General features: G+C 48.3%; 28 protein-coding genes. All 28 read right to left on the reverse strand.

The features are described 5' to 3' along the window. Positions 1–11: 11 nt before the first annotated feature. A complete protein-coding gene (flgK, locus tag ACS5WU_RS10335; protein ID WP_046443846.1) occupies positions 12–1,559 on the reverse strand; it encodes a flagellar hook-associated protein FlgK in 1,548 nt (515 codons plus the stop codon). Positions 1,560–1,569: 10 nt separating this feature from the next. After that, entirely contained in the window at positions 1,570–2,064 is a 495-nt protein-coding gene (locus ACS5WU_RS10340) for a flagellar protein FlgN (protein ID WP_320606651.1), read from the reverse strand. Further along, complete coding sequence (locus ACS5WU_RS10345) at positions 2,057–2,371, reverse strand: flagellar biosynthesis anti-sigma factor FlgM (RefSeq protein WP_046443844.1); 315 nt, start codon at positions 2,369–2,371, stop codon at positions 2,057–2,059. Before ACS5WU_RS10345 ends, ACS5WU_RS10340 begins: the two co-directional genes overlap by 8 nt. 12 nt (positions 2,372–2,383) lie before the next feature. Then, complete coding sequence (locus tag ACS5WU_RS10350) at positions 2,384–2,806, reverse strand: hypothetical protein (RefSeq protein WP_046443843.1); 423 nt, start codon at positions 2,804–2,806, stop codon at positions 2,384–2,386. Between the two features lie 26 nt (positions 2,807–2,832). Beyond that, positions 2,833–3,597, reverse strand: a complete 765-nt coding sequence (locus ACS5WU_RS10355) for a flagellar hook-basal body protein (RefSeq protein ID WP_046443842.1) — start codon at positions 3,595–3,597, stop codon at positions 2,833–2,835. A gap of 13 nt (positions 3,598–3,610) precedes the next feature. Further along, positions 3,611–4,366, reverse strand: a complete 756-nt coding sequence (flgF, locus tag ACS5WU_RS10360; RefSeq protein WP_302761963.1) for a flagellar basal-body rod protein FlgF — start codon at positions 4,364–4,366, stop codon at positions 3,611–3,613. A 104-nt stretch (positions 4,367–4,470) separates the two neighbouring features. Beyond that, the gene (locus ACS5WU_RS10365; RefSeq protein WP_302761961.1) at positions 4,471–4,974 is read right to left on the reverse strand and encodes a hypothetical protein; all 504 of its coding nucleotides are present in this window, start codon (positions 4,972–4,974) and stop codon (positions 4,471–4,473) included. Between the two features lie 14 nt (positions 4,975–4,988). After that, positions 4,989–5,321, reverse strand: coding sequence for a hypothetical protein (locus ACS5WU_RS10370; RefSeq protein ID WP_302761959.1), 333 nt, complete (start codon positions 5,319–5,321; stop codon positions 4,989–4,991). Beyond that, positions 5,318–7,060 (reverse strand): FapA family protein, encoded by a 1,743-nt coding sequence (locus ACS5WU_RS10375; protein ID WP_302761957.1) that lies wholly within the window; start codon positions 7,058–7,060, stop codon positions 5,318–5,320. The genes ACS5WU_RS10370 and ACS5WU_RS10375 overlap by 4 nt, the downstream gene beginning before the upstream one ends. 11 nt (positions 7,061–7,071) lie before the next feature. Beyond that, positions 7,072–7,845, reverse strand: coding sequence for a sigma-70 family RNA polymerase sigma factor (locus ACS5WU_RS10380; protein ID WP_052740502.1), 774 nt, complete (start codon positions 7,843–7,845; stop codon positions 7,072–7,074). A 30-nt stretch (positions 7,846–7,875) separates the two neighbouring features. After that, positions 7,876–8,526 (reverse strand): PilZ domain-containing protein, encoded by a 651-nt coding sequence (locus ACS5WU_RS10385; RefSeq protein WP_302761954.1) that lies wholly within the window; start codon positions 8,524–8,526, stop codon positions 7,876–7,878. 4 nt (positions 8,527–8,530) lie between these two features. Then, entirely contained in the window at positions 8,531–9,403 is an 873-nt protein-coding gene (locus ACS5WU_RS10390) for a P-loop NTPase (protein WP_465089148.1), read from the reverse strand. A 1-nt stretch (position 9,404) separates the two neighbouring features. Beyond that, on the reverse strand, positions 9,405–10,580 hold the full coding sequence (flhF, locus tag ACS5WU_RS10395; protein WP_465089149.1) for a flagellar biosynthesis protein FlhF: 1,176 nt from the start codon (positions 10,578–10,580) through the stop codon (positions 9,405–9,407). A 76-nt stretch (positions 10,581–10,656) separates the two neighbouring features. Then, positions 10,657–12,711: a flagellar biosynthesis protein FlhA gene (flhA, locus tag ACS5WU_RS10400; RefSeq protein ID WP_046443834.1), complete on the reverse strand. Its 2,055-nt coding sequence runs from the start codon at positions 12,709–12,711 to the stop codon at positions 10,657–10,659. 66 nt (positions 12,712–12,777) lie between these two features. Further along, on the reverse strand, positions 12,778–13,851 hold the full coding sequence (gene flhB / locus ACS5WU_RS10405) for a flagellar biosynthesis protein FlhB (RefSeq protein ID WP_302761851.1): 1,074 nt from the start codon (positions 13,849–13,851) through the stop codon (positions 12,778–12,780). Positions 13,852–13,856: 5 nt separating this feature from the next. Then, positions 13,857–14,654 (reverse strand): flagellar biosynthetic protein FliR, encoded by a 798-nt coding sequence (fliR, locus tag ACS5WU_RS10410; protein ID WP_052740495.1) that lies wholly within the window; start codon positions 14,652–14,654, stop codon positions 13,857–13,859. An 11-nt stretch (positions 14,655–14,665) separates the two neighbouring features. Then, a complete protein-coding gene (fliQ, locus tag ACS5WU_RS10415; RefSeq protein WP_082103498.1) occupies positions 14,666–14,932 on the reverse strand; it encodes a flagellar biosynthesis protein FliQ in 267 nt (88 codons plus the stop codon). A gap of 78 nt (positions 14,933–15,010) precedes the next feature. Next, positions 15,011–15,769 (reverse strand): flagellar type III secretion system pore protein FliP, encoded by a 759-nt coding sequence (fliP, locus tag ACS5WU_RS10420; RefSeq protein ID WP_046443831.1) that lies wholly within the window; start codon positions 15,767–15,769, stop codon positions 15,011–15,013. A gap of 26 nt (positions 15,770–15,795) precedes the next feature. Beyond that, positions 15,796–16,431 carry a flagellar biosynthetic protein FliO gene (locus ACS5WU_RS10425; RefSeq protein ID WP_046443830.1) on the reverse strand — a complete coding sequence of 212 codons (636 nt, stop codon included), beginning with the start codon at positions 16,429–16,431 and terminating at the stop codon, positions 15,796–15,798. A gap of 15 nt (positions 16,432–16,446) precedes the next feature. Then, positions 16,447–16,743, reverse strand: coding sequence for a flagellar hook-basal body complex protein FliE (gene fliE / locus ACS5WU_RS10430; protein ID WP_046443829.1), 297 nt, complete (start codon positions 16,741–16,743; stop codon positions 16,447–16,449). Positions 16,744–16,769: 26 nt separating this feature from the next. Continuing rightward, positions 16,770–17,207: a flagellar basal body rod protein FlgC gene (flgC, locus tag ACS5WU_RS10435; RefSeq protein WP_046443828.1), complete on the reverse strand. Its 438-nt coding sequence runs from the start codon at positions 17,205–17,207 to the stop codon at positions 16,770–16,772. Positions 17,208–17,230: 23 nt separating this feature from the next. After that, positions 17,231–17,638, reverse strand: a complete 408-nt coding sequence (gene flgB / locus ACS5WU_RS10440) for a flagellar basal body rod protein FlgB (RefSeq protein WP_302761458.1) — start codon at positions 17,636–17,638, stop codon at positions 17,231–17,233. Between the two features lie 107 nt (positions 17,639–17,745). Continuing rightward, positions 17,746–18,699, reverse strand: a complete 954-nt coding sequence (locus ACS5WU_RS10445; RefSeq protein ID WP_302761460.1) for a chemotaxis protein CheV — start codon at positions 18,697–18,699, stop codon at positions 17,746–17,748. A 25-nt stretch (positions 18,700–18,724) separates the two neighbouring features. Further along, on the reverse strand, positions 18,725–19,132 hold the full coding sequence (locus ACS5WU_RS10450; RefSeq protein WP_046443825.1) for a bacteriohemerythrin: 408 nt from the start codon (positions 19,130–19,132) through the stop codon (positions 18,725–18,727). Between the two features lie 260 nt (positions 19,133–19,392). Further along, positions 19,393–21,195, reverse strand: coding sequence for a flagellin N-terminal helical domain-containing protein (locus ACS5WU_RS10455; RefSeq protein WP_302761462.1), 1,803 nt, complete (start codon positions 21,193–21,195; stop codon positions 19,393–19,395). A gap of 178 nt (positions 21,196–21,373) precedes the next feature. Continuing rightward, a complete protein-coding gene (locus ACS5WU_RS10460; protein WP_302761464.1) occupies positions 21,374–22,585 on the reverse strand; it encodes an EAL and HDOD domain-containing protein in 1,212 nt (403 codons plus the stop codon). A 12-nt stretch (positions 22,586–22,597) separates the two neighbouring features. After that, positions 22,598–23,317: a lytic transglycosylase domain-containing protein gene (locus ACS5WU_RS10465; protein ID WP_302761466.1), complete on the reverse strand. Its 720-nt coding sequence runs from the start codon at positions 23,315–23,317 to the stop codon at positions 22,598–22,600. Positions 23,318–23,332: 15 nt separating this feature from the next. Further along, positions 23,333–24,142: a CheR family methyltransferase gene (locus tag ACS5WU_RS10470; RefSeq protein WP_046443822.1), complete on the reverse strand. Its 810-nt coding sequence runs from the start codon at positions 24,140–24,142 to the stop codon at positions 23,333–23,335. Between the last annotated feature and the right edge of the window lie 27 nt (positions 24,143–24,169).

Here is a 24,169-nt window from a genome sequence, read left to right on the forward strand (position 1 = left end):
CAGTTCTCCTCCTACGCCCTGCCTACAAGGCCCATTTTGTTGATCAGGTTGTCGAGCTCCTCATCTATCGCGGAAATCAGCCGGGAAGCCGCATTATACGCGTGCCCGTAACGCACGACGTTCGTCATTTCTTCATCGAGCGAAACATTACTGATCGACTGCCGTTGCAGGGAAAGATGCGACTTCATAATCGATTGCGCGTCCGCCGTATCGTGCATATGCTCGAGCGCTATGCTGATTTCCGAAAGGAATTGCCGGTAAGCGCTGTCAACATTATCGGCGTTCCCTGAACTGTTTTGCTTTGATATCAGTTCACACATTTGCAGCGCAATTTTCCCGTTGCCCTTTTGTTCATTGTCGCCGCCTGTAGATACAGGCATATCCGACGCCGCGATATTGAATACGTCGTTCATAATATCGTCGCTGATCCTGAAATTTTTTGCAGTAACGGCAACCTTTGTTCCATCTGCATTGTATTCCTGTGCAAAAAATTTGATTCCCGTCCGGCTGTCCGTTTCCGCGCCGTTGGGCGTTGTATATCCTTTTTCATGCACCGAGTTGAAATCATCCGTTATTTTCTGGCATAGTGCGTTTAGCTGCTGCATAACGTACGGAATACCAACATTGTCTTTTGTATTTCCATCGCGGATATCAAGATATCCTTTCAACGCGCCGTTTTGCGGATCTACCTCGCTTGTCGTCGGATTTCCATTCTGGTCCGCCCAGTAAACGCCATAAAGCATCGTCTCCCCGCCGTCCACCGGATTCGGCTTGTTCTCTGCGACAGCAAACTGTTTATAGCTTGCATGGCGCACAAGGTTCCGGCCGTTTACCTGAACGATAAGCTGTCCGTTGATATCTTCGGAAGTTTCAATGTTAATAAGCCCTGAAAGCGTATCCAGAAGGGTATTCCTCTGATCCCTCAGGTCGTTTGCCTTCGCGCCTGAAAGCTCGTATCCATAAATCTGCTCATTGAGCGATGCGATTGATTTCGCGATATCGTTGATCTCATTTGTTGTAATTCGCACGCTTTCATTGAGCGTATTCTGCTGATCGATCAAACGGTCGTAATAGGTATTCATGCTTTGCGTCATCTTGATTGCGCTCTGCTGGACATTCTTTCTGACGCCCTGGTCTGCAGGCGCTTTTTCAAGCTCATGCAGGCTGTTGTAGAATTCAGAAAAAATAGCGGAAATACCGGATGAGGTCTCTATGCTGTCAAGCTCGTTATTAAAGAGCGCCTCCACATATTCAAAATATTGTTCCTTGGTCTGCCATTTTGTTGTCGTGGAATTCTCGTTTCTGTACTGATAATCGAGAAACGGATTACGCAACTGCTCCACGCAGATGGTCTCAACGCCTCTCCCCGAGGTTCCCCTTTTGTCCACCGCAATATAGGCGTTCTGTGAGCCTGCCGGTATTGCAGAGGTTGCAAGGCGCTGGCGCGTATATCCCGGCGTATCCACGTTCGAAATATTATGTCCGGTTACGTCAAGCTGGTTCTGACTGATAAAGAGTCCTGTTTTCGCTATTTCCAAGCCATAAAAAGTTGATCTCATTTATTGCTCCTCACACCTGATTATCGATAATTCCCTTGTGTTCCGTTTCCGTCTCTTCTACAATTCCTGAATTTCCATAGATATTGCTCACCTGTGGTTCCTTCAAAAAAGTATTGATCATAAAATCTACATATTGTAATTGCAGCTCGATGAGCGCCCGGCTTTCCGCATTCAGTTTTTTTTGCATATCGATCAATGCTTTCAACCGGTCCACCGCGGCAGACAGGCGTTTTTTCTCTTCTCCCTGCGCAGCGTCGATTACATTCTGTACGGTAATATTTTCAGTGCCCGCCACCACGCCGGCGTCGATTTCGCATACAACCCGTGCGCGTTCTTCCTCCGCCTTGCCAATCTCGCTCAAAAGCAGCCATTCTTCTTTCACAATATCGCCGACTGCCTGTACGTCGCTTTTTACAATGCACTCATTTTTCCTCGTGGAAAGCTCCAGCATCTTTTCATAAAGCGCACTCAGTTGGTCGAGTGCTCCAACCAACCTCTCAACCATTGGCTGCATCCTCTTTCACAACGTTATAATTCGCCAAAATCCTGTTTGCCAGCTCGCTTGTTTTGATCTGGTAGCTTCCATCCTCAATCGACTGGCGAATCATGCCGATCCGCTGTGTATCCGAAGTTTCCAGTCTGGTATTTAAGGTTTCCCGCGCCACCTGAAACGCTTCAGAAAACGAGGCTGCGTCGTCTGAAATCTGTATTTCGTCCCGCTGCTCCGGCATTTCAGCCTGAATACTATTCTTATTGGTAATTGCGCGGTAACGTTCTACTGCGTAAACCGACGTTGTCGCATCAATTTTCATTTGTGTTTCTCCTTACTTTTTTGTTACGTCCACATGGAGCTTATCTCTTACCTTGCGTCCCACATTGTTTTTTTCACTCTTTTGCACCGCAGTTTTTGGTGGAAGCGCTTTATCCAGTATACTTGTAAGCGAGCTCCTGCAATGATTGCATAGGCGTCCGCTTGTAATTGGCGCCCCGCATTTTTCACACACGAGCGAGCCGTCCGGCGTGATCATCTCCAGACGCCCTTCCCGCAGAAAATAAAGAATCATTTTTTCATCGATCTCAGTATCTTCTGAAATTTGGGCGACGGAAGCGCCCGGGTTTTCGTACAGGAAATTTTTAACGATTGAAAATTTTTCATCCATCTCCCTCAGGCATTTGGGGCAAAAGGCATTGCCCATATATTGGAAAATAGTTCCGCAATATTTACACGTCCTGAAATTATTTACCATATTTATTCACTCCTGGCTTGTAAGCTCTATCTCCTGATTGAGTTTGCCGTACCATCCATCTGATCTGCCATGGAAAGCGCCCGTGAAGATAATTGTAGCGCACGCGTAGCGCGAATCATGCTGGAGAACTCTTCCGCCAGATTGACGTTGGAACCTTCAAGCGCCTTCTGGATCACGGTTGTTTCCTCTCCGGCTGCCTGCGGTTGTCCTGAAGCTGCAGAAGCGGTAAACAGGTTTCCCGATGCAGCAGTCAGTCCTTTTTGATTTGGAAACGTTACAAGCCCAAGCGCAGCGTAGGGTTCTGCCCCGTTTCCCGCCGAAATATTCCCCTCAGGCGATATTTCAAGTTTGGTTCCCTCGAGACGTATCCTCTGACCGTCCCTGCCAAGGACATAATAGCCGTTTCCGTTCACAAGGTATTCTCCATCCGCTTGCGAGCTTTTCGCAAAATTTCCATCGCGTGTATAATATACCTGCCCGTCCTGCGACTGTACCATGAAAAATCCTTCTCCGTTAATATAGCAGTCCGTTTCCATGCCCGTTTCCTTATACGCGCCCGGCGTATAAATCCTGCTGATCCCGGAGACAAGCGTTCCAACGCCTTTTCGCATATTGTTGGTATCCTGCGGCTGCTCTACCCTTGACATATTGTAATAAAGCGCATCCTTAAAATCGGTTCTGCTGGTCTTATATCCGTTCGTATCGATATTCGCAATATTGTTGGCAATGGTATCCAGCCTTTTTTGCTGCGAAGCGATGCCAAGCGCCGCCGTGTATGTTCCCTGCATCATAATCTATTCACCCCTAAAATCTTCCGATATCGTTTACTGTCTTGGAAAGCGAGTCGTCCGCCATCTGCAAAATACGCTGATTGCTTTCATAGGCCCTGTTTGTCATCAGCATCTCCGCCATTTCGCGCCCGATATCAAGGTTTGAGCCTTCCAGCATCCCCTGCGCTACCGTTGGGTTCTGCATCACCGCAGGCTGTGCGCCGTTATAGGGATAATACAGGTTGTCTCCCGCTTTTCGCAGTACTGTGTTGTCGGCAAATTGCACGATTTGCAGCCGCCCGACAGCCTGACCGTTCAAATAAACGCCGCCATCCTGCGTCACCTTGAATTCCCCTGTGCCAACGTTGATTGGCGCGCCGTTCTGTCCTAACACATTATAGCCTTCCTGCGTTAACAAATTGCCATTCAGGTCAACCTGAAAATTTCCGCTGCGCGTATACCGCACTCCCTGTGGCGTACGCACACAGAAAAAACCATCTCCCGAAATCGCAAGATCGGTCTGCTGCTCAGTCGTTTGCATCGGCCCCTGCGAAAAATCAACCGACAGCTCATCTACATAAATTCCAGTATTTTGGCCGCCTACTCGAGTCTGCGATAATATAGAAGGATCGTTGAGCCGGTCCAGCAGCATATCCTCAAAGGAACGGGTTACCACCTGATCCTTTTTATAACCGGTCGTATCCGAATTTGTAATATTATTTATGACCACATCCATCTTGGAACGCTGCGTCAGCATTCCTGTTCCGGCAATATAAAAGCTTCTAATCATCTTATGATCTCCTAATCTTCCTATTACTCTATGTATATATCGTTGCTTTTTTATTTTTTTTTAGTAATTTTCGCATTTTAATCAATTTAGCGTGCTATATTGCGTTAAGAAGTGGTTTTTGCCTCTCCCGCCATCTTCAGAATCAAATTTGTTTCGCCTGCGGATATATGAAGCGTCCGGGCGATCTGCGCGACGTTCATACCGCTGCGCCTCATCTGTTCCGCCTCTTGATAAAGCTCTTTTCCGTTCTGGGCTTTCACATTCTCCTGCGGCAGCGTTTTTTCTTCCGGATCAGCTGTTTTAAATTCAGCTACAGGTTGCCGCCTCAACATAGAATCCTTTTCTTTTGCAAGTTCAAATGCCTGTATATCCATTTCCATACGACGAAGCTGCAATGATATTTTTTCCTCGCTGTTTTTTACATAGTCCTTGAGCTCGGCAAGTAACTGCTCCGCTTCAAACATCGCAAGCATGATTTCCTGTTTTTTTTCTTCCAGTGCGCCGTCGTCCTCCATCCTGTTTTTCTTTCTGCCCTTCAGCACCAGAAAAACAATGATCAGTGCAAGGCAGAATACGAACAATGCAAATATATAATATTCCGCTCCCATAAAAACTTTCGCTCCTAAATATTGATGTCGATCTCCGATCCCAGCATTTTTTCTTTTTCCGTCAGTGTGTTTCCAATGTCGTCTGCGGACGTTTCCTCTTCCCGTGCCTCGCGTTGCTCCGGTTCCTGGCCTCCGCCCCCGCTGCCGCTTTCTTTTTCTCTTCTGATACGTCCCTGCTCCGCTTCGTCCGTCTTATTTACGGTCTCCGCGTCCCGCGCAATCTTTGCCTGCTCCATCTGCGTCATGAAATCCTTTCCCTGCTCCGCGCGGTTCACATGATCTGAAACCTGTTTGGCATAATCGACAGATTTTTGTATCATAATCTGCGCATCAATCCCCTTAATCATCGTTTGTTCCCCCTTTTTACGGTTGGATCTGTCTGCGGATCGAACCGGCAGGGCGCAGATCTGATATCAGGGCCGATCCTGCTATAGGTCACGTACTGGTTTTCAATCGAAACAGGCATCGTTACAGAACCAATATGTATTTTCACTCCCGGATAAATCCTGTCAAGCACATGGACACATCCACCGCCCGCACCCGCCATGAGTCCACTTAGCTCTTCCGCTTCCGTCTTCATTGCTTCCTGCTGCTTTTTCATTTGCGAAATCCTGATAACAACGTCAAGCCGGGCTTTCCCAGCCTCCTGCGAGGTGTTTTTCTGTGCCTGTTGCAGCGCGAGCTCCAGCCTGTCTATCTTGGCGGAAACGGCCTTAAGCTCGGCTTCAAGCTCCTTTAGCCTCTGGCGTTTCTTCGGCAGAGCGCCCACCTCCAATACGGTCTCAATTCCCGCCTCCGTACCGATCGTTTTTGCAGCGATATGTTTCCCTGCGCTGGTATACCCTCCAATCAATGCGCCCTTGCCAAGCACTACATTTGCCGCGTCCTCGCATACCACGCGGCAATGCAGTACGGAGCCCGAGATCACGTTCCCTCCAGCGCTTACTTCTGAGCGTTCCATGTATGAAGTCACAACATCGTTTTCCGCTTCAAGCCTTCCTTTGCTCGCACCGCTCACGCCGCCTTTTATCACGATATCCCCGCCGCTTACAAGCGTTGCCGCTTCTACGATTCCCTGAACGGTAATACTACCGCTGCTTTTTACAACAAATCCGGATTTCACATTTCCACCGATCACAACATCGCCGTCAAAGTCTATGTTTCCCACCGACATATCCACATCGCCGCTAATCTTAACATGCGGGAGCACAGAAACCTTGCCCCCAATATAGCTGGCTTTGCCGCTGATTTTTGCGGTCAGCTGGCTTTTATCCTCTGATATGAGCACGTTTTTCCCCGCCGGCAGAGAAACGTCTTTTCCGCGTTTTGCGGGTAGTCTCGTTCCAAGCACATCATAACCATCGGAACCCGGCGTAGCGAAGCTCCTTGACACGAGAACCTGTTTTTCCTCTGTTTTTTCGAATTTCATGACATTGCGAAAGTCTATTCTGTCTTCCCGTTCTTCATCGACTTTCAGAAAATCATCCATCGAGAAATGAAAAGTCAATTTTCCATTCTCACCATCCACCGCCGGTTTTCCCTTTGCAACCAAAATTTTTTGCCCGTACATTTTTCCTTCAAGCATAAAGGCAATCTGTTCTTCATCCACTCCCGCCTTCACTTTATAAATGCGGCCCATCTGGTCAAGCACTTCCTCAACCGACATTGTTTTTCCGCCTTCTTCTCCCGCATGAAGCGTCAGAAAAGCCTGCATCCTGTCGCCGGAAAGCTCTATGCTGATCTCTTCGTCAAGCTTTTTCTCCTTCTGTGGTTCCGCTATTTTTTCACGGCATGCAGCACCCTTTTTAATGAGTGCCGCAACAAGCGCCATATCAGCGCCTTCCACTTCTTTTCTTTTCAGGTAATCCGCAACCTTATCCGGCGCGACCACGGTATCTCCATCTTCAGCAGGCTCAATGATAAAATATACGCCTTCTTCTTCATAAGCAAGTGAAAACAAACCCTCTTTTCTATCCTGCTTTGTATCCATCTCCGGCTGCGCCTGTTCTTCGCGTTCCTCAGGCGTCGCAGATACTTCACAAACACCGGGCTCCTGTTCCGGTTTTCTTTTCTGGAATAACGACATAAAAATCCCCCCTAATATTTCGCCAGCTTTTTACGGATGGTATTGATTGCTTTGGTATGGATCTGTGATATTCTCGATTTCGTCACCTGTAAAATTTCTGCAATTTCCTTTGGAAGCAGCTCCTGTCTGTAATACAGGTCGAGCACAAGCTTCTCCTGTTCCGGGAGTTGCCCGATAATCTCTTCCAGTACCTCGCTCAGTTCTTGCTTTTCCAGCCTTTTTTCCGGTAAATTGTCCTGATTTTCATCATGGATCGTATCGATCACGCGAAAAGGTTCGTCCGTGCCGGTTCCTGCAATAATAACGCTTTCAAAAGAGATAATATTGTAGATATATTCTTCTTTAAGCGTGCTGCGAACCTGCTTTACACTGAACCCAAGGTAATCTGCAAGCTCCTGGTCATGCGGTTCGCGCTCCAGCTTCATTGTAAGCTCTGTCACAGCATCCCGTACCTTTTTGATCTTTGCCCGCATCGTCGTCGATATCCAGTCCTGCCGGCGCATATAATCAAGTATTTCTCCCCGGATGCGTTTACTTGCGTAAGTCTCAAACTTTGCGTTCTTTTGCGGGTCAAATTTGTCGATCGCATCCATCAGGCCGATTACGCCGTTACTGAGCAGGTCGTCATAATCGTTCTGGTGCTTATACACCGGCATCATACGAAGCACAATCGCCTTTACCAGATACAAGTAGTGTACCAGAAGCGCATTTTTGTTTTCAACGCAGGGATCCTGGAAATAGCGGTCCCATAAAACCTTCACTTTTTCGCCCGCCGTATCCGTCAAAAGCTTTCCCTCCAATTACGCGTCTCTTACTTACTTGCGCCCTTTTACCTGCTGGCGGTATATATACTGCCTCAGGCTTTTGCCTATGCGCGCATCGTCCAGGTCAATAAAATGCACGCCCACGCGGATAAGCCTGTTTCGTTCATCTCCTCCGTCTATGACGCGCGCAACCTTTGCACGAAGGTCATATTCCGTATCGCCAAGCCGAAACCGGCATCCCAATATCGTTCCCACTTTATAGCGATAACGTTTTTTTACGCTGCATGTGAAGCCAAGGCCGGTATCGGAAATATCCGTACCCTGGCACTGCCACGCCTCCTCTTCTTCACTTCCATCAACAATCCTCTTCAACAAAACGTCGAACAGCTTTTGCAGGCGGTAGGCTTCCCTGCGGTCATCCTCCATAATCGGCGAAATAATCCCAAGATGCGTCGTCCAGATATCTTCAATCCACTCGCTCCCCAACAACTGAACACGAAACGAACAAATATCCTTACGTCTCACGCAGCGTACGTCAAAACGCTTTTTATGATTGTTTATCTGCCTCAGTTCGCTCGCTATCTCTTGTACCCAAATATCGTTTCCTTCTACAAACTCAATATGCGTTTTAATGATATTTTCTTCCGGAACTTCAATATACAATAGGTCTCCGAATTTTGGCTGCATCGTTTTTTCTGTCATCTTCTCACCTGCTCCGCCTGATTAATCTGCTGAAAAAACCTTTAAGGCCCCGTGGCGGCTCCTTTATTTCCTGGAACGCAATCTCCTCCGCGATTTTCCGCAGCTGCATGGATACCGTACTTTTCGGGTATTGTATGATGTATGGAACCATTGCGGAAATTGACTGCGACATCCTTGTGTCCTCGGGAAGAAAGCCGATCATGCGCACATCGTAATCAAGATGCTTTTTCACAACCGCTGAGAAGTTGGAAAATGTAAGCTGTGCATTCTGTTCCGGCGCCCGGTTGATGAGCGCGCTGATTTTACATTGTTCATTCTCCTCGAGGGCTGTTTTCAAAATTACATAGCTGTCGATTATCGAGGTTGGTTCCGGCGTAATCACCAGTATCGTTTCATCGCTCGCGCTGATCATCCGCAGGATATTTGGATTCAGCCCTGCCCCCGTATCAAACAGAATATAATCCATTTCCTGTTCCAGCCCTATGAGCTGTGCCATAATTTTTTCCATTTGCTCTTCTTTGAGGGCCAATAGCTCCGCAACCCCGGAGCCTCCGGAAATATACCAAACTCCCGGAAAACACTCTTCGATTACGTCTTCCAGCGTTTTTTCGCCGCTGATTACGTGTTCCAGACTATACTGTGAATTTTTCCCGAGCATGATATTGCCATTTGAAAACCCAAAATCAGCATCGATGATTACCGATTTTTTCCCATATTCCGCAAGCGCCAGCGCAAAATTCACAGAAAAACTTGTTTTTCCAACTCCGCCCTTTCCGCTCGTAACGCAAAATAATTTTGCTTTTTTGTCCGCCGGTTCTCCAACTTTCTTCGAGGCCGCGTCCACTCTTTCCTGAAGATGTTCTGCCTGTTTACTCATCTCAGTTCTCCAAAATCGACGTAATGATCTCTTTGGCGGATACAACTTTGATGTCATCCGGTACATTCTGGCCGCATGTCAGATAGGAAAGCGGCATACCACTGATCTTTGCAACGCTTACAAGCGGACCTTTTGTGGGCAGTTCGTCCGTTTTGGTCGCAATAATACTGTATTGCTTGAGAAAAGAATAATTGGCAATCGTCGAGCTGAGCACGCGCTGGGCTGTAGACATACTCAGCGTGATATAAATATCATCGATCCCGCCAAGCTGTACAAGCTTAGCGATATCAAGCCGATACTCCTTATCGTCCGAAACCTTACCCGCCGTATCGATGAGTACAATATCCTTGTCTTTCATGGCTTCAAGCGCATCCTTGATTTCCTCCGGACTGTAAATCGTAATGCAATCCGTTTTCAGTATTTCGCAGTAAGCATTCAAATGCTCCTGTGCCGCGACGCGGAATACATCCGCGTTTATGATCCCCACGTTTAACTTTTTATCATAAACGAGCATATAAGCGAGCTTAACGAGCGTTGTTGTTTTGCCAACACCCGTCGGCCCCGCAAATAAAACCGTCTTCTGCTTGAATTTTGTGCATTCAACCGTATGTGGTTTTCCGAGCATTTCCTCGAGCAGGGATTTTGCAACATCTGTTGCAGACGCGCTGCGTTTGTTGCAGACGCTCTCAATTTCAGCACATAATTCTTCTGCCGTTTCCGTATCTACATCGCCTGCCGTAAGTTTGCGGTAAACTTCCATGACGTCTTTGGAAAAACGCCTGTCCGCAGGCTGCTGCTGCATATCCACCTTTTCGCTCAGTTTGCCGATCAGGCTCCGCAGCTCTCCAATGCTGTCCGAAAGCCCCTCCGCATCGGGAGCTTTCCCTGTATTATGCAGTTGTGCAGCGGCGGCAGAGGCAGCGTAAGCGTTTTGCACATCGCTTCGCATCGGCTGGAAGGCCGGTGCAGCCGGAGGCGCTTTGTACCTTTCCTGTTTTACCGCTTCGTCTTCGTAACCCGCAACCACTTCGAATACTTTTTTAGAAAAAATCCCCAGAGGCCCTTTTTTCTTTCGAACCTGCTTGCTGCTCAAAATCACCGCATCCGGTCCGATTTCGTCCTTCAGAACCTTCATTGCCTCCGACATGTTTTCCACGTAAAACTTTTTTAATTTCATTTCTGCACAAACCCTTTCCACTTCCGGTCAGCAATTCCGGCCACACGTGCCTCTACTGTATATTCGATCCGACCGCTCATTGCTGATCGGGGGTGATGCTGATCACACCATCCGAGAAAACCTCGACATTATTGTCAAGCTCGTTATAGGAAAGCACAATCAGATCAGGTATCATCTGGCTCGTCACGTTTTTAAACTGCCTGCGCACCAGAGGCGAGGTCAGCACGATAGGCGTAATACCCATTTGATTCATCTTTTCAATGACAGCCTTCAGGCTGCTGAAAATCTTTTGAATTTCTCCCTGCGTAAGCGCAACATAAGTCCCCTGTTCCGTCTGCTTGGTCTTATCGGCAATCAGCTTTTCAAGCGACGGATCGAGCGTAATCACGCGCGCCTTGTCGTCCGGCACAAAGCGTTTGGAGATCGTACGGTACAGGCTCTTGCGCACGTATTCTGTCAACAGGTCGATATCGCGCACCACAGCGCCGCAATCGGCAAGCGTTTCGAGTATCGTTCCCATATCCCGAATGGGTATGTTTTCCCGAAGCAGGTTTGCAAGTATCTTTTGAATTTCGCCAAGCGAAAACAACTTTGGCACCGTTTCATCGACAAGGGCGGGCTGCGTTGTTTTGAGATTATCAACGAGCGTCTGCACCTGCTGGCGCGTCAAAAGCTCGAAGCAGTGGCGCTTAATTGTTTCTGTAAGATGCGTAGCAATCACAGAGGGCGCGTCTACAGTCGTATATCCCAAAAGCTCTGCCTTTTCCCGTTCGCTTTCCGGTATCCACACGGCAGGTAAACCAAAGGTCGGCTCCACCGTATCAATCCCCTGTAATTTTCCCTTTACATCATTGGTGCTGAGCGCCAGTACATGGTCGAGCATTACCTCTCCCTTGGCGACCTCCACACCCTTGATTTTAATCACGTATTCATTGGTGCTAAGCTGTATATTGTCCCTGATACGGATAACCGGCACGATAATTCCAAGATCAATCGCGCATTGCCTGCGTATCATCACCACACGCTCTAAAAGATCCCCGCCCTGGCTTGTGTCCACAAGCGGAACCAGTCCGTATCCCATTTCAATCCCTATCAGCTCCACCTGAAGCAATGCGGTTACATTTTCCGGCTTGCGTTTTTCACGCGCGGCGGCAAGCGCCTTATCCTCTTCCTGCGCCTGCTGCTCAGGCTTTTTGTTCGCACGCAGCAGTACGATCCCAATGACCAGTACAAGCCCTGCCACTATGAAAATCGGCGGCTTTGGCAGTCCTGGAATCAGGCTGATAAAAATCAGCATGATCCCAAGCATAATAAATACATAGGGCTGCCTTGTCAGCTGGTTGATGAGGTCACGGCCCAGATTGCTCTGCGACGCAGCGCGCGTCACGATAATTCCGGTCGCCGTCGATACCATCAGCGCCGGTATCTGGCTGACGAGTCCATCGCCAATCGTTGCAATCGTATATGTCTGTAAAATCTCGTCAAACGGCGCTCCATCCCCGTTCATAGAGCCTATGATGAGTCCGCCGACGATATTGATCACCGTTACGAGGATGCCAACCACGGCGTCGCCCTTTACAAATTTACTCGAACCGTCCATCGCACCGTAAAAATCCGCTTCATTTGAAATTTTTTCACGGCGTTCCCTTGCCTGCTGTTCATTAATCAATCCTGAATTCAGGTCTGCGTCGATTGCCATCTGCTTTCCGGGCATTGCATCCAGCGTAAACCGTGCGGACACCTCAGCCACGCGCTCTGCGCCTTTTGTAATGACCACAAACTGTATTACGATAATAATCAGGAATATAATAATCCCTACAACCAGGTTCCCGCCCGTTGCGAAGCTCCCAAACGCCTCGATTACTGAGCCTGCGTTTCCCCCATTCCCCAGGATCAGCCGCGTAGAAGCGATGTTGAGGCCCAAACGGAACAGTGTCAAAATCAACAACAGTGACGGGAACCCGGCAAAATCAAGCGCTTCATGGACGTAAAGCGTCATCAGAAGCACAAGCAGGGACGTCGATATATTAACGACCAAAAGCACGTCCAGCAACACCGGCGGCAGTGGAATTATGATCAGCAATACTACGATTAAAACAACAAATGCAATTCCGGCGTCCTTTATTTTCATCCTGACCTCGTTTACCCTTTATCTCCCAAACTTATCTGAATCTTCCGCCTGAAAGCGGAGGATTACTTACCTGTTTTTGTTTTTTGCCTTGTAAACCTGAGCGAGTATCTCCGCTACGACCTGGTACAGTTCCACCGGTATCATGTCGCCCACCTCGCAGGTCGCGTACAGGCTTCGTGCGAGCGGTTTGTTTTCCACCAGCTCCACGGAATTTTCCTTTGCGATCTCTTTGATTTTTGCCGCCACATTGTCCTTGCCCTTTGCAAGGATAATCGGAGCGCTGTATTTTGCATCATCGTATTTCAGCGCTACCGCATATTGCGTCGGATTTGTAATCACCACGTCCGCATCCGGAACGTCCTGCATCATACGCATCATAGCCATCTGGCGCTGTTTCTGGCGTATTTTCCCTTTGATCTGCGGATCGCCTTCCTGCTGCTTCATTTCCATCTTGATCTCGTATTTGGACATCCGCAGGTCCTTTTCATACCGCCACCTCTGGAACATAAAATCCATCAGGGCAATCGCAGCAAGGAAAAGCATTATATTAAATGCCGCGCTGATGATCATATCAGCGATTTTCAGTATGTTGGCCTCGATGTTTGTACTCATCATGGTTGCAAACGCAGGCATATTGCCCTCTATCTGCAAATAAATGATGACGCCGATCACTACAACCTTCAGGATCGATTTAATCAGTTCAAACAACGTACGTGTGGAAAACACACGTTTGATCCCCTCAAAGAAATTAAGCCTGCTCATCTTCGGCTCCAGCGCCTTGGTGCTGAATAAAAAGCCTGTCTGCACTACGTTTACTACAACCGCCGCGAGAAGCGCCACCGCAAGTATTGGCAGCATGATCTGCAAAAAACCGTAGATCATCGTCTGCATCACGGGGATAATGCTCTCTGTCGTAACCTCGTCCTGTATATATTGTCCGGAAAAAAAGCTTCCGGAAAAATTAATAAGCCCCTGGGCAATCACAGGCATCAGCAGCTTAAGCGCGCCAAACATAATAAGCAGGGTACCCGTCATCACGATTTCCGTGCTTTTTAAAACCTGTCCGCGCTCTCTTGCGTCTTGCCTCTTTTTTGGGGTTGCGCTTTCGGTTCTTTCCCCGCTGCTGTTGTTATCTGCCATTTTCCCTAACCCGTCAGTGCCGCGAACATTTGTTCGAGCCCTGCAAACATCTGGTCAAACACCTGCGGCATAAAGGCCACATAAACCGGAATCATTGCAAACAGCACCAGAAACCCCAAAACGATCTTTACCGGTATGCCGATCGAAAATGCGTTCATCTGAGGCACCATGCGCATCAGTATCCCAAAGCACGCCTCTCCGAGCAGCCCGGATGCAATAATCGGCATCGCGACGATCACCGCAAGCAGGAACGCCTGAATGAACAGCTCCAGAGCCACCCAGCCAATATTTGCGTTAAAGCTTACCTGTCCGATCGGTATCTTCTCGATGGACAGATACATAATCTTCAGCAGCCGCTCATACCCTCTTGTTGCGAAAAACACGAGCAGCATCAGTATGTTCAGGAAATTTCCCACCATCGGTATACTGATATTGTTCTGCACATCAAACACGTTGACCATGCCAAACCCCATCTGCATATCGATGAGCTGTCCCGCCGTAAACGTCAGGTTGAAAAACAGGTTGAGCACATATCCCAATATCACGCCGAACAGCAGCTCCTTGATGCACAAAAAAATGTAGATGAGCGTGTCATCGTGATAATCAAACGCCTGCATCTGCTCTGAAATCTGCGGTATCGACTGTAAAAACAAAAGCGATATGCAGATACAGTACCCTATTTTTACAACGTTTGGGATATTCCTCCTGCCAAAAATCGGCGAGGAAAAAATCAGTCCGGACACCCGCAGGAAAAGCAACAGATAAAAATCCCAATTTTGCGCAAACACCGTAAAAAAATCCATCGCAACCGCCTTTACGCCACCGTTACGATGTAACCATAAATACGATCCGTAAATTCAGTCAGATTGTTCAGCATCAACCCGCCAAAAATGAGCACTGCCAGCAGTATGCCGATAATCTTCGGCACAAAGGTAAGCGTCTGTTCATTAATCTGCGTTGCAGCCTGGAAAATCGATATGATGATGCCGATTACAAGCCCGATCAAAATAGGCGGCAGCGCCACTGTGAGCACTGTGCTGATTGCATCCTGCATTACTTTTATAATTGTCGCCTGATCGATGATAATCACTTCCTTGTCTTAGCCTGGCCTCACTGCCAATATCGGCCTGTCTTCGTATTTCTTCCCCTCTCAGGCCAACTATGTGAACGTTGTAAGCAGCGACTGCATCGTGAGCGACCAGCCGTCCACCAATATAAACAGCAGCACCTTAAAAGGCAGCGAAATAACGATTGGCGGAAGCATCATCATGCCCATCGCCATCAGCGTACTGGATACGACCATATCTATCACAATAAATGGAATATAGATAAAGAATCCAATCTGGAATCCGCGTTTCAGCTCGCTCGTGATAAATGCCGGAATGATCGTTGTAGTCGGCACCTCGTCAAGGTTCTGCACATCCGACGTATCGGAAAATTCCATAAACATTTCAAGGTCCGGCTTATAGGTCTGGTGCAGCATGAAATCACGGATCGGTTCCTCCGCCGCGTCGACAGCCTCTTCAAATGTGATTTCCTGCGCCACATACGGATCGATCGCCTCGGTTTTTACCTGCGTAAATACCGGGGCCATCACAAAAAACGTCAGGAAAAGCGCAAGAGCAACCAATACCTGATTGGGCGGCATCTGCTGCAACCCAAGCGCATTTCTTGTAAACGAAAGTACAATGATGATTCGGGTAAACCCTGTCACCATCAACAAAATCGCGGGTGCTATACTGAGAATCGTAAGCAATCCCACAAGCTGCAACGCCGTGGAACGGCTCCCCACGAGTTGTGTAAGCGGATCAGATCCGCTGTCCGCCCCCGTGCCATCGCCCGTCGTATCTGCACAGCCGCATAACAAAACCACTGCCACAATTATAATAACGGTGAGTAAAACTACCTTCTTTTTCAATCAACAATACCCCTCGCCGCCGGCGATCATTCCTTACCCAAATGTCCTTTGTCCTGATTATCGTCCTGAGCATCCGGCTGCGTCTTCTTTTCAGCCATCATTTCTTTAAGCTGTGCGTCAAACATCCTTTGCTGTTCTTTGTTTCTGCCTGCCTTTTGGAAATAGCCCGACGCAACAATCCGGAAACTTTTGCAAAACCGCCTCCAAAAGTTCTCCGGCCGCACGGGCGCCGAAGCTACCGGCGCTTCCCCGCTTCCAGCTGCATTTTCAAGCGTTTGCTCTTCCTGACCGGCTTGCGGTTCCGGCGGCGTTTTTTCCAGCTCTTCTTCCGTTTGGATCGGCACTTTGTCGATACACTTGATTTCCTGCGCCGTTGTACTCAGAAGATAATATTTTCCCTGGAATTCGACCACCATAACCGTTTTATCCCTGTCAATCGCAATCCGGTCTGCAACACTCACCAAATGCCCCAGCTCCTGGCGCTTTATGCCCGGCCCCGACTTGCCCGGCTCCTTTTTCATTCCCTTGCGCATAGAGCGTTTCGCAACAAATTTTGTCAGGAAATAAGCGGCGAGCAAGATCAACACTAAATAGACGATCATAACCAGTATATTCTGGAAATCGATCCCCTTAGCCAGTTCGACTGTCTTTTCTTCTACCACGTTTTTTGATCCCCGCTATAGCTGCATCCGCATAACTTCGTTATATGCGTCAAGCACCTTATTGCGTACCTGCACGACCATATCAAGCGCGATTCCCGCTTTATTGCTGTTGATCATTACGCCTGCAATGTCGTCCACTTCGCCTGCAAGCAGCGCCTGTGTGTCGCTTTGTGCGGTTTGATTGAGCTGATCGGTTTGGGCTATGGCGTTTGTCAGCATATCGCTGAATGAAGCCCCCTGCCTGTTTTCTGTCTTTTGGCCTGCCGCAGCCTGATATAATTCTGCCGGCGAGGCAATAGAAGTGATATTCATGAATCGATACCCCCGTAAATCGTCTGTTATTTCCCAATATCAAGCGCGGACATTGCCATGCTCTTCGTTGAGTTCATAACGGTAATATTGGCCTCGTAAGACCTCGTCGCAGACATCATGTCCACCATTTCGCGCGCAAGCTCCACATTGGGCATACGCACATATCCAAATTCATCCGCATCCGGATGCGTCGGATTATAATCCAGCTTGAATTCGGATGGATCCTCCGCAATTTCCGTAACCCGGACTCCGCTCCCCGCAGTACCGGAAAGCGAATTGTTGAGCTGTGCTGAAAACGGCGTTTCCTCCTTCTGCTGGAATACCACATAACGCCTTCTGTAGGGCTGTCCGTTCGCAGTGCGCGTTGTGTTGATGTTTGCCACATTTTCCGCGACAACATCCATACGCAGCCTTTGCGCGGTAAGCGCCGAAGCCGTAATGTCCATTGACTGTAAAAAAGCCATGTTCCTACCTCCCCGTCAAAAACCTATTGTCCCTTAATTGCCGTACGCAGCTGGTTAAACTGCCCGTTCACCTTATTTAAAAGCGTGTTATAATAAATCACATTTTTTGCAAAATCAGCCATTTCCTGATCGATATCCACATTGTTGCCGTCCATGCGGTAGATTGTGTCCGCATTTTTAACAACAGCGGCCTGCACATTCGAAGAATCTCCCGCGCCAATCGTACGGTGGGTATCGCGCGTCCTTGTATGCCGGAACCCGCCTTCTTCTTCGGATTGCAGCGCTTCTTTGTACAGCGACTCAAATTCCACATGGGAAGCCTTAAAATCCGGCGTGTCATTATTTGCCACATTATCCAGTATCACAGAATTACGTTTCCACGAAGCTGCGACGCCCTGTTGCAGCGAATTGACTCCATCAAAAATATTCATATTTACAGTCATCCTTCCCGCAAAACAATATCCCCGCTTAAAAAAGCATATAGCTATTGCAATATTATATCATACTATACCAAGTATATCCGATTTCAAATTTTCTGTCAAACGTTTTCGTCCGCCTTTTCGCATTCGGCCAAAAGATGGTCGATCACCGAAACCAAATGACCGATTTCCGGTTTGGAGAGCTGTTCGTCAGCCCCGACCTCTTTGCACTTAATACGCATTTCGTCATTGACAAGCGAAGAAAAAATGATGACCGGTATTTTTTTCAAAATGGCGTCTTCCTTCACAAGCCTTGTCAGGTGATGCCCATCCATTCTTGGCATCTCGATATCCGTTATGAGGCACGCGACACGCTCCAAAACAGGCGCTCCATTTTCACAGGATTTTTTCACTTCACACAGGTAATCCCACGCTTCCTGCCCGTTGTCGCAGCGTTCCGTATTGGTATAGCCCGCTTTGTGGAGCGCTTCTGTTATCATTGCCGCGAGCAGCGACGAATCCTCCGCGATTAAAATCGGCCTCTCGTCCCTCATGCGCTCGCCGAGCTTATCGATCTCCGATAACTGAATGCCCGTCTCCGGCGCGATATCTGCCACAATCTTTTCGAAATCAAGTACAGAGATCAGCCTCCCGCCGTATTGTGCAAGTCCGGTCACAATTCCTTCCATACCGCCATAGATTGTTTTATCAGGCTTATCGACGTCCTTCCACGAAATTCTGTCAATTCCTTCTACTGTATGCACGCGGAACGCAATATTCATCATGTTGAAATTGGTTATAATGAATAAGTCCTTATCCTTATCGTGTTCCTCGTCCATATCGAGGTATGCCGGAAGGTCTATCACAGTAATCACTATGTCCCTCGGCTTAAATACCCCCTCAACCGCCGGATGTACATGCGGCATTTTTTTGACTGGTGAAGGCATCATGATCTCTTTGATCTTTGCCACGTTGATCCCAAAGGTATTGCCGGCGATCGTAAATTCCATGATTTCTATTTCATTTGTCCCGGATTCCAGCAGGATTCCCTGCTTTGCACCATTTTCATCCATAGCCCCTTACCGCTTCCCTTCACACTTACATATTTTTGCTCTTCAGGTATTGCCCAAGCTTCACGTCCTCACGCTTAATGTGGTTCAAAAGCCACATTCCTACCTTTGCGTTTACCTTGCCCACCAAAACGATAGACGAGCCATCCCTTTTGTATTCCGCCGCAATATCTGCCACCACTTTTTTAAATGTTTCATGATAGCCCTTATGCTTCATAAAATCAGGATAACCCGACTGCCTTTGCAGCGTTTCCTCATCACCAAAATGCTTTGTAATATAGTCGCTTAAAAATTGCAGCGTCTTTTCTACCTCAACGCGTCCCTTGCCCTGCGAGCACGCAGCCTCCAGTTTGTTCATCGCATCAAACAATTCCTTGTGCTGCGAATCGATCTTAGCGTTACCCGTTTCCAGGTCTCTTGTGAATACATATGCCATAAATGTTCATCCCCCTTTCCCGCTTTTTACAGCGATTTCACTGAATGCAAATTGTGCAAATCTCTTGCATTTGTAATTGATACCAAAAGCCTGTAACCAGCCTTTTGGCAAACTGCTATCATGAATTTCCCGGAAAACCCTAAAGCGCGCAGCAGGGTTTCCCCCGCCGCGCGGCTTTATGATCCGGTGAAAGAAAGCCTTTTACCAAAAGGGTTTCAGGCTTCTTTCCCCTTACTTTTTCAGAACCTCTCAGCCCAAACTTATCTGAGCAGGGACAGAACGTTCTGCGGAAGAGAATTCGCCTGTGCAAGCATCGCTGTGGAAGCCTGTGCAAGGATATTATTCTTCGTGAACTCTGTCATTTCCGAAGCGATATCCACGTCGCGGATACGGCTTTCAGCTGCCGTCAGGTTTTCTGCCGAAACCTTCAGGTTGGAAATCTTGTGATCCAGCCTGTTCTGCATGGAACCAAGCGCAGCCCTCTGGTCGGAAACCTTGTCGATTGCCGATCTTGTGGCGGTGATCGCTTTTCCGGCAGCATCCTGTGTGTTGATTTCGATGCCGTCAAGGCCAAGGCCTTTCGTGTTCATCGAGTCGATCGAAACGGAAAGCTGCTCGCCTTCCAGAGCGCCGACCTGGATGCGGATCGCGTCAAATTTCGTTTCCGTCACCGGTGTGAAGCCCGACGTATCGACCTTGCCGTCCACGATGAATGCCGAGCCCTTGATCTGAGCGTTCAGCACGTTGCCAGCAGCGTCTTTCAGGCCCTGTGCAATGTTTGTCACCGTATCGCCCGACTGGAATTCATAGGTGTATTCCGTACCGTTCGATTTGATGCTGATCGTATCTCCGCTCTTGAGCTTTACTGTGTCAAGCTCAACTGTGGATTTCGTTGCTGCAGCAGCCGTGAATTTCACGCCATATTCGCCAGTGCCAGCTACGTCCTGCGTTACTGTGAAGCCATCTCCAGCAGCTGTCGCTGCAACGGTAACATCGTTCATACCACCGTCAAGCGCTGTCACGAGATCCGCAAGCGTTTTGCTGGAATCCCATTCGATACCGACATTGCCTGTCTGAGCCGCATCACCTGCAGCGATCAGTTCAAACTTCCTGCCACCGATCGTAATCTGGTCGCCCACTTTCAGGTCTTCCGCTTTTACCTTAGCCGTCGTTACGCCTTGTGCAGCAGCGACCGTGTCAACACCTTTTGTCACTTCAGAAACAGCTTTTCCGCCGCCAAAGCCGCTTGTCGTACCCATGATTGCAGATTTATTCGGATCCGCCTGAGCAGTATCCGCTTCAAGAACAATCTTGTTACCATCTTTCGTCGCCGTATAGCCAGACAGAATCGGATCGCCGGAAGCATTGTAAGCTGTTACGATATCGTCAAGGTTATCTGATAAAGTATCGCCTGCGCCAGCAGTCCATGTAAGCTCTTTCCCGCCAATCGTAACCTTACCCTGTGCATTATCAACTGCAGTCGTACCTGTGAAATCGATCTCGTATTTCGCCTTTACAGCCGTAACAGCCGCCTGGCCCTTGGTTGTCACTTCCGTAGTCATAACGCCGTTATTCGCAGCGTCCACCGTCTCCGTCACGTTCACGCCCGCTGTCTGCGCGCTTCTCTGCGGTCCCTGATAGGAAAGGGAGCCGTCGAGGATCTTCATGTTGTTGAAGGTTGTCTGCTCTGCAACGTCGTTGATCTCGCGCTTTAACTGCTCGAATTCCTTTGCAAGCGCGTTACGGTCAAGCTCCTGGTTGGTGCCTGTAGCGGACTGGTTGGCAAGCTCGTTCATCCTCTGCAGCATGGAGTGCGTTTCCTGCAGCGCGCCCTCAGCCGTCTGTACGAGCGAAATCGCATCCTGCGAATTCTTTGTCGCCATGTTCAGGCCGCGGATCTGGCTGCGCATTTTCTCAGAAATCGCAAGTCCTGCAGCGTCGTCGCCCGCGCGGTTGATGCGGTAGCCGGACGAAAGCTTTTCAGCGCTCTTGGCTACGTTATCGTTGTTGATCGTGTACTGACGCTGTGTGTTAAGCGCCATAATGTTATTCTGAATCCTCATTTTTGAATCCTCCTGATTCTTTTTTGGCATCTTGCCGTTTTATTATGAAATCGCAGCATATTGTTTCTGTTGCGCCGCTGCCTAGGATTGCCGCGCCAGGTAACTTGTGTTGCGTTCTCTAGTTTCTTTTATCGTCACTTTTCCAAAAAACTTTAGCACAATTTTTATCTTTTTCGCATTACCCCAGAACGCTGTCCCACATCTCGTTCACCATATCGATACATTCGAAGTATTTTTGCGAAATTACATGCACCGGTATGCCGAGTTCCTGCGCGTTATTGGACATTTCAACCCAGTTTCCCTGCTCGTAATGCAGCACGAGGCTATACAGCGTACCCGCACGTCCCTTTTTTTCGAGGAGCGCTTCTATGATAACGTCTGAAAGGTTGAGCTGCCCAAGCGCTTCTTCAAGCGGCATATCCAAAAGATTGCCCAGCGTGGAAAACATCCCCATAAGGTATGCCTCCGATTTGGAAAGCGGCATATCCTGCGCGAGTAACAATAGCTCTGCGCACAGGTTCGCACGCAGGAACGACACCTTGATAAATTCAGAAGGCATTTGCGCGTCCGAACGGAAGCTCATCAGGTAAATCCACTGCTTGAGCTGTCCCATACCAAGCACCACCAGCGCTTGATGCACAGAGGACACCTTCTTGCGCAAGGCAAAATATGCCGAATTCACAAGCTTGAAGAGAGCATACGTAAGCGTTACATCCCGCGATACAAGCTCCTCTACCTCGTCAAAATTAATTTCGTCCCTCGTAACCGCCGCCATAAGCTGCAGGAAATTCCCCTGCAAATGCTGCATATTCCTGGTCTTTTCCGGCAACACCGTCGCTATGTAGGGCCCCTGCATAAACCTGATATGCAGATGCTTTGCAGCGTCCAATGCCTTTTGGTCGTTGATATTGTAAGCGACGATCTCTTTTTTGAGACCTGTTGCGATTTCTACAATATTATCAAGCGACGCAAGCCCCCTTGCGAAATTGAGTTTAATGATGTCTACGTAATCAAGTGCAGTCAGATACCGGCTGTTGAACTCAAAGCCTTTTAGCGCTACTTTATAGTTTTGTTTTTTATATTTCTGTACGATTTTAACCGCCAGCGGATTCAGCAGGACATCCTCATCGATCTGTATTACGAGTTTATCCGGATCAAATATGCGCGGCACATTTCGGAACAGGAGGTTGGGCGTAAAATTAACAAACGCAATTTTCCCCTCCAGAAAATCGCCGCTCTGGAACTGCATCAATAACGTTTCCACGGCATTTGCCGCATTGGAATCCCCAACGATTCCCATTCCTGTTCCTTCGTCCACATACAGGATTTCATATGCCCACAATTCATTCTCTTCATTGTGGATCGGTTGTTTTACAATATATGACTGCATATAAACCTCTCCTTACACCAATGTCCTGAGCCCTGCATAACCAAGCACCCTGTCCGCATAATCCCTGATTGACTGCGGTACGGTCAGATATTCCGGGCTGTTGCTGCTCGTTACGCCGCGTTTTGCGATATTGCCGGGGCCGGTATTGTAGGCTGCAAGCGCCAATTTTACATCCCCGTCGTATTTATCGATCAGGCGGGCTACCTCGTCGACGCCGCAAAATATATTTTGACGTGCATCATACACGTCGGTTACGCCAAATTCCCGAGCGTTCTCCGGCATGATTTGCATCAGTCCCTTCGCTCCCGCGCCTGACACGCACTGTGGATTGAAATCCGACTCCGCCTTGATAATCCCCATAATAAGGTTTACGGGAACGCCGTACGTTTGCGACGCTTCTTCGATAATATCCATATAGGGCGCGGCTTTTTCAATCATACCGTCGCTTGTATCTACGGCAGCCGTATAGGATGCGCCGTAACTGCTCATGAGCTCCGGCGTACCGCATTTCGCGCAATATCTTCCCGTTGGCACACCCGTATCCTGCGTCAGCGTGTTATAAAGCGCCGTCTGTGCCGAAGCAGTATCCGCAGTATCCTGCGTGGTTGTCTGCTGCGATACTCCAAGCTTATCCTGCAGGATCGATTGGAACTGTGCGTTTGGAGTCCCTAAAACGCTCTGAATACGCGCCTGGATTTCCCCAACCCTCGCCTGTACATTTTCAATTCCCAATCTGCTTTCCTCCGTTTACTTCTTCCTGTAAATCGACGGCCTGACATACTCAAAATCCGTCTCATTATTGATCAGCGTCTCCGAAAGGCCGATGAACAAATATCCTCCCGGATGCAGGCTGTCATAGAACTTTTTAGCAAGTCTTCCCCTTGTCTGCGAATCAAAGTAGATCATTACATTCCTGCAAAAAATCATGTGGAATTTCCTCTTAAAGTGGAATACAGGCTCCATCAGGTTAAATTTGCGGAAAATTACTTCGTTTTTGATTTCCTGTTTGACCTCATAGGTGTCGTCTCCTGCCTTCCTGAAATACTTTTTGCTCCAGTAAGGCGGCATGCGGTTCATCCGTTCATCCTTATACACTCCTGTTTTTGCGATGCGCAATACCTTGTCTGAAATATCGGTCGCAAGCACCTTCGTATCGAGTCCTCTTTTATTTCCTTTAAAATACTCGTCAATGAGCATCGCAATCGTGTATGGCTCCTCGCCTGACGAACAGCCCGCGCTCCATATGCAAAGATTTCCGTCACGTATTTTTGCAACGCTTTCAGCCAGTGCAACTTCTTTCATGAAATCAAAATGCTGTTCCTCCCGCATAAAATACGTGAAATTGGTCGTAAGCTTTGTAACGAGCATGGACACATCCTCGCCGGTATCGTCCTTCTCCAGATGATCGATAAATTCTCCAAAAGAATGAAAGCCCTTTTGTTTGAGCGCATTTGCCATTCTTCCCTCAATAAGAAGCTTTTTCTCACTGAGGTTGATTCCAAAATTCTGGTACATATAATCGCGCAGGCGATGAAACTCTTGTTCTTTTAGCTGCATACAATCCTCGTCATATCAATTTGTAGT

It is taken from the genome of Christensenella sp. KGMB01412 (assembly GCF_055522415.1).

Coding starts and splice junctions, on each gene's coding strand:
- flgC (WP_046443828.1), bottom strand. CDS start 17,207: ATGGCTTTTTTACAGTCAATGGACATTACGGCTTCGGCGCTTACCGCG.
- ACS5WU_RS10375 (WP_302761957.1), bottom strand. CDS start 7,060: ATGTCGTTATTCCAGAAAAGAAAACCGGAACAGGAGCCCGGTGTTTGT.
- flgB (WP_302761458.1), bottom strand. CDS start 17,638: ATGAATATTTTTGATGGAGTCAATTCGCTGCAACAGGGCGTCGCAGCT.
- flhF (WP_465089149.1), bottom strand. CDS start 10,580: ATGAAATTAAAAAAGTTTTACGTGGAAAACATGTCGGAGGCAATGAAG.
- flgK (WP_046443846.1), bottom strand. CDS start 1,559: ATGAGATCAACTTTTTATGGCTTGGAAATAGCGAAAACAGGACTCTTT.
- ACS5WU_RS10455 (WP_302761462.1), bottom strand. CDS start 21,195: ATGAGGATTCAGAATAACATTATGGCGCTTAACACACAGCGTCAGTAC.
- ACS5WU_RS10370 (WP_302761959.1), bottom strand. CDS start 5,321: ATGATTAAGGGGATTGATGCGCAGATTATGATACAAAAATCTGTCGAT.
- ACS5WU_RS10365 (WP_302761961.1), bottom strand. CDS start 4,974: ATGGGAGCGGAATATTATATATTTGCATTGTTCGTATTCTGCCTTGCA.
- flgF (WP_302761963.1), bottom strand. CDS start 4,366: ATGATTAGAAGCTTTTATATTGCCGGAACAGGAATGCTGACGCAGCGT.
- ACS5WU_RS10390 (WP_465089148.1), bottom strand. CDS start 9,403: ATGAGTAAACAGGCAGAACATCTTCAGGAAAGAGTGGACGCGGCCTCG.
- fliR (WP_052740495.1), bottom strand. CDS start 14,654: ATGGATTTTTTTACGGTGTTTGCGCAAAATTGGGATTTTTATCTGTTG.
- flhA (WP_046443834.1), bottom strand. CDS start 12,711: ATGAAAATAAAGGACGCCGGAATTGCATTTGTTGTTTTAATCGTAGTA.
- flhB (WP_302761851.1), bottom strand. CDS start 13,851: ATGGCAGATAACAACAGCAGCGGGGAAAGAACCGAAAGCGCAACCCCA.
- ACS5WU_RS10385 (WP_302761954.1), bottom strand. CDS start 8,526: ATGACAGAAAAAACGATGCAGCCAAAATTCGGAGACCTATTGTATATT.
- ACS5WU_RS10445 (WP_302761460.1), bottom strand. CDS start 18,699: ATGGATGAAAATGGTGCAAAGCAGGGAATCCTGCTGGAATCCGGGACA.
- ACS5WU_RS10460 (WP_302761464.1), bottom strand. CDS start 22,585: ATGCAGTCATATATTGTAAAACAACCGATCCACAATGAAGAGAATGAA.
- ACS5WU_RS10345 (WP_046443844.1), bottom strand. CDS start 2,371: ATGAAAATTGATGCGACAACGTCGGTTTACGCAGTAGAACGTTACCGC.
- ACS5WU_RS10355 (WP_046443842.1), bottom strand. CDS start 3,597: ATGATGCAGGGAACATACACGGCGGCGCTTGGCATCGCTTCGCAGCAA.
- ACS5WU_RS10340 (WP_320606651.1), bottom strand. CDS start 2,064: ATGGTTGAGAGGTTGGTTGGAGCACTCGACCAACTGAGTGCGCTTTAT.
- fliE (WP_046443829.1), bottom strand. CDS start 16,743: ATGAATATCACTTCTATTGCCTCGCCGGCAGAATTATATCAGGCTGCG.
- ACS5WU_RS10450 (WP_046443825.1), bottom strand. CDS start 19,132: ATGGCATATGTATTCACAAGAGACCTGGAAACGGGTAACGCTAAGATC.
- ACS5WU_RS10470 (WP_046443822.1), bottom strand. CDS start 24,142: ATGCAGCTAAAAGAACAAGAGTTTCATCGCCTGCGCGATTATATGTAC.
- ACS5WU_RS10350 (WP_046443843.1), bottom strand. CDS start 2,806: ATGGTAAATAATTTCAGGACGTGTAAATATTGCGGAACTATTTTCCAA.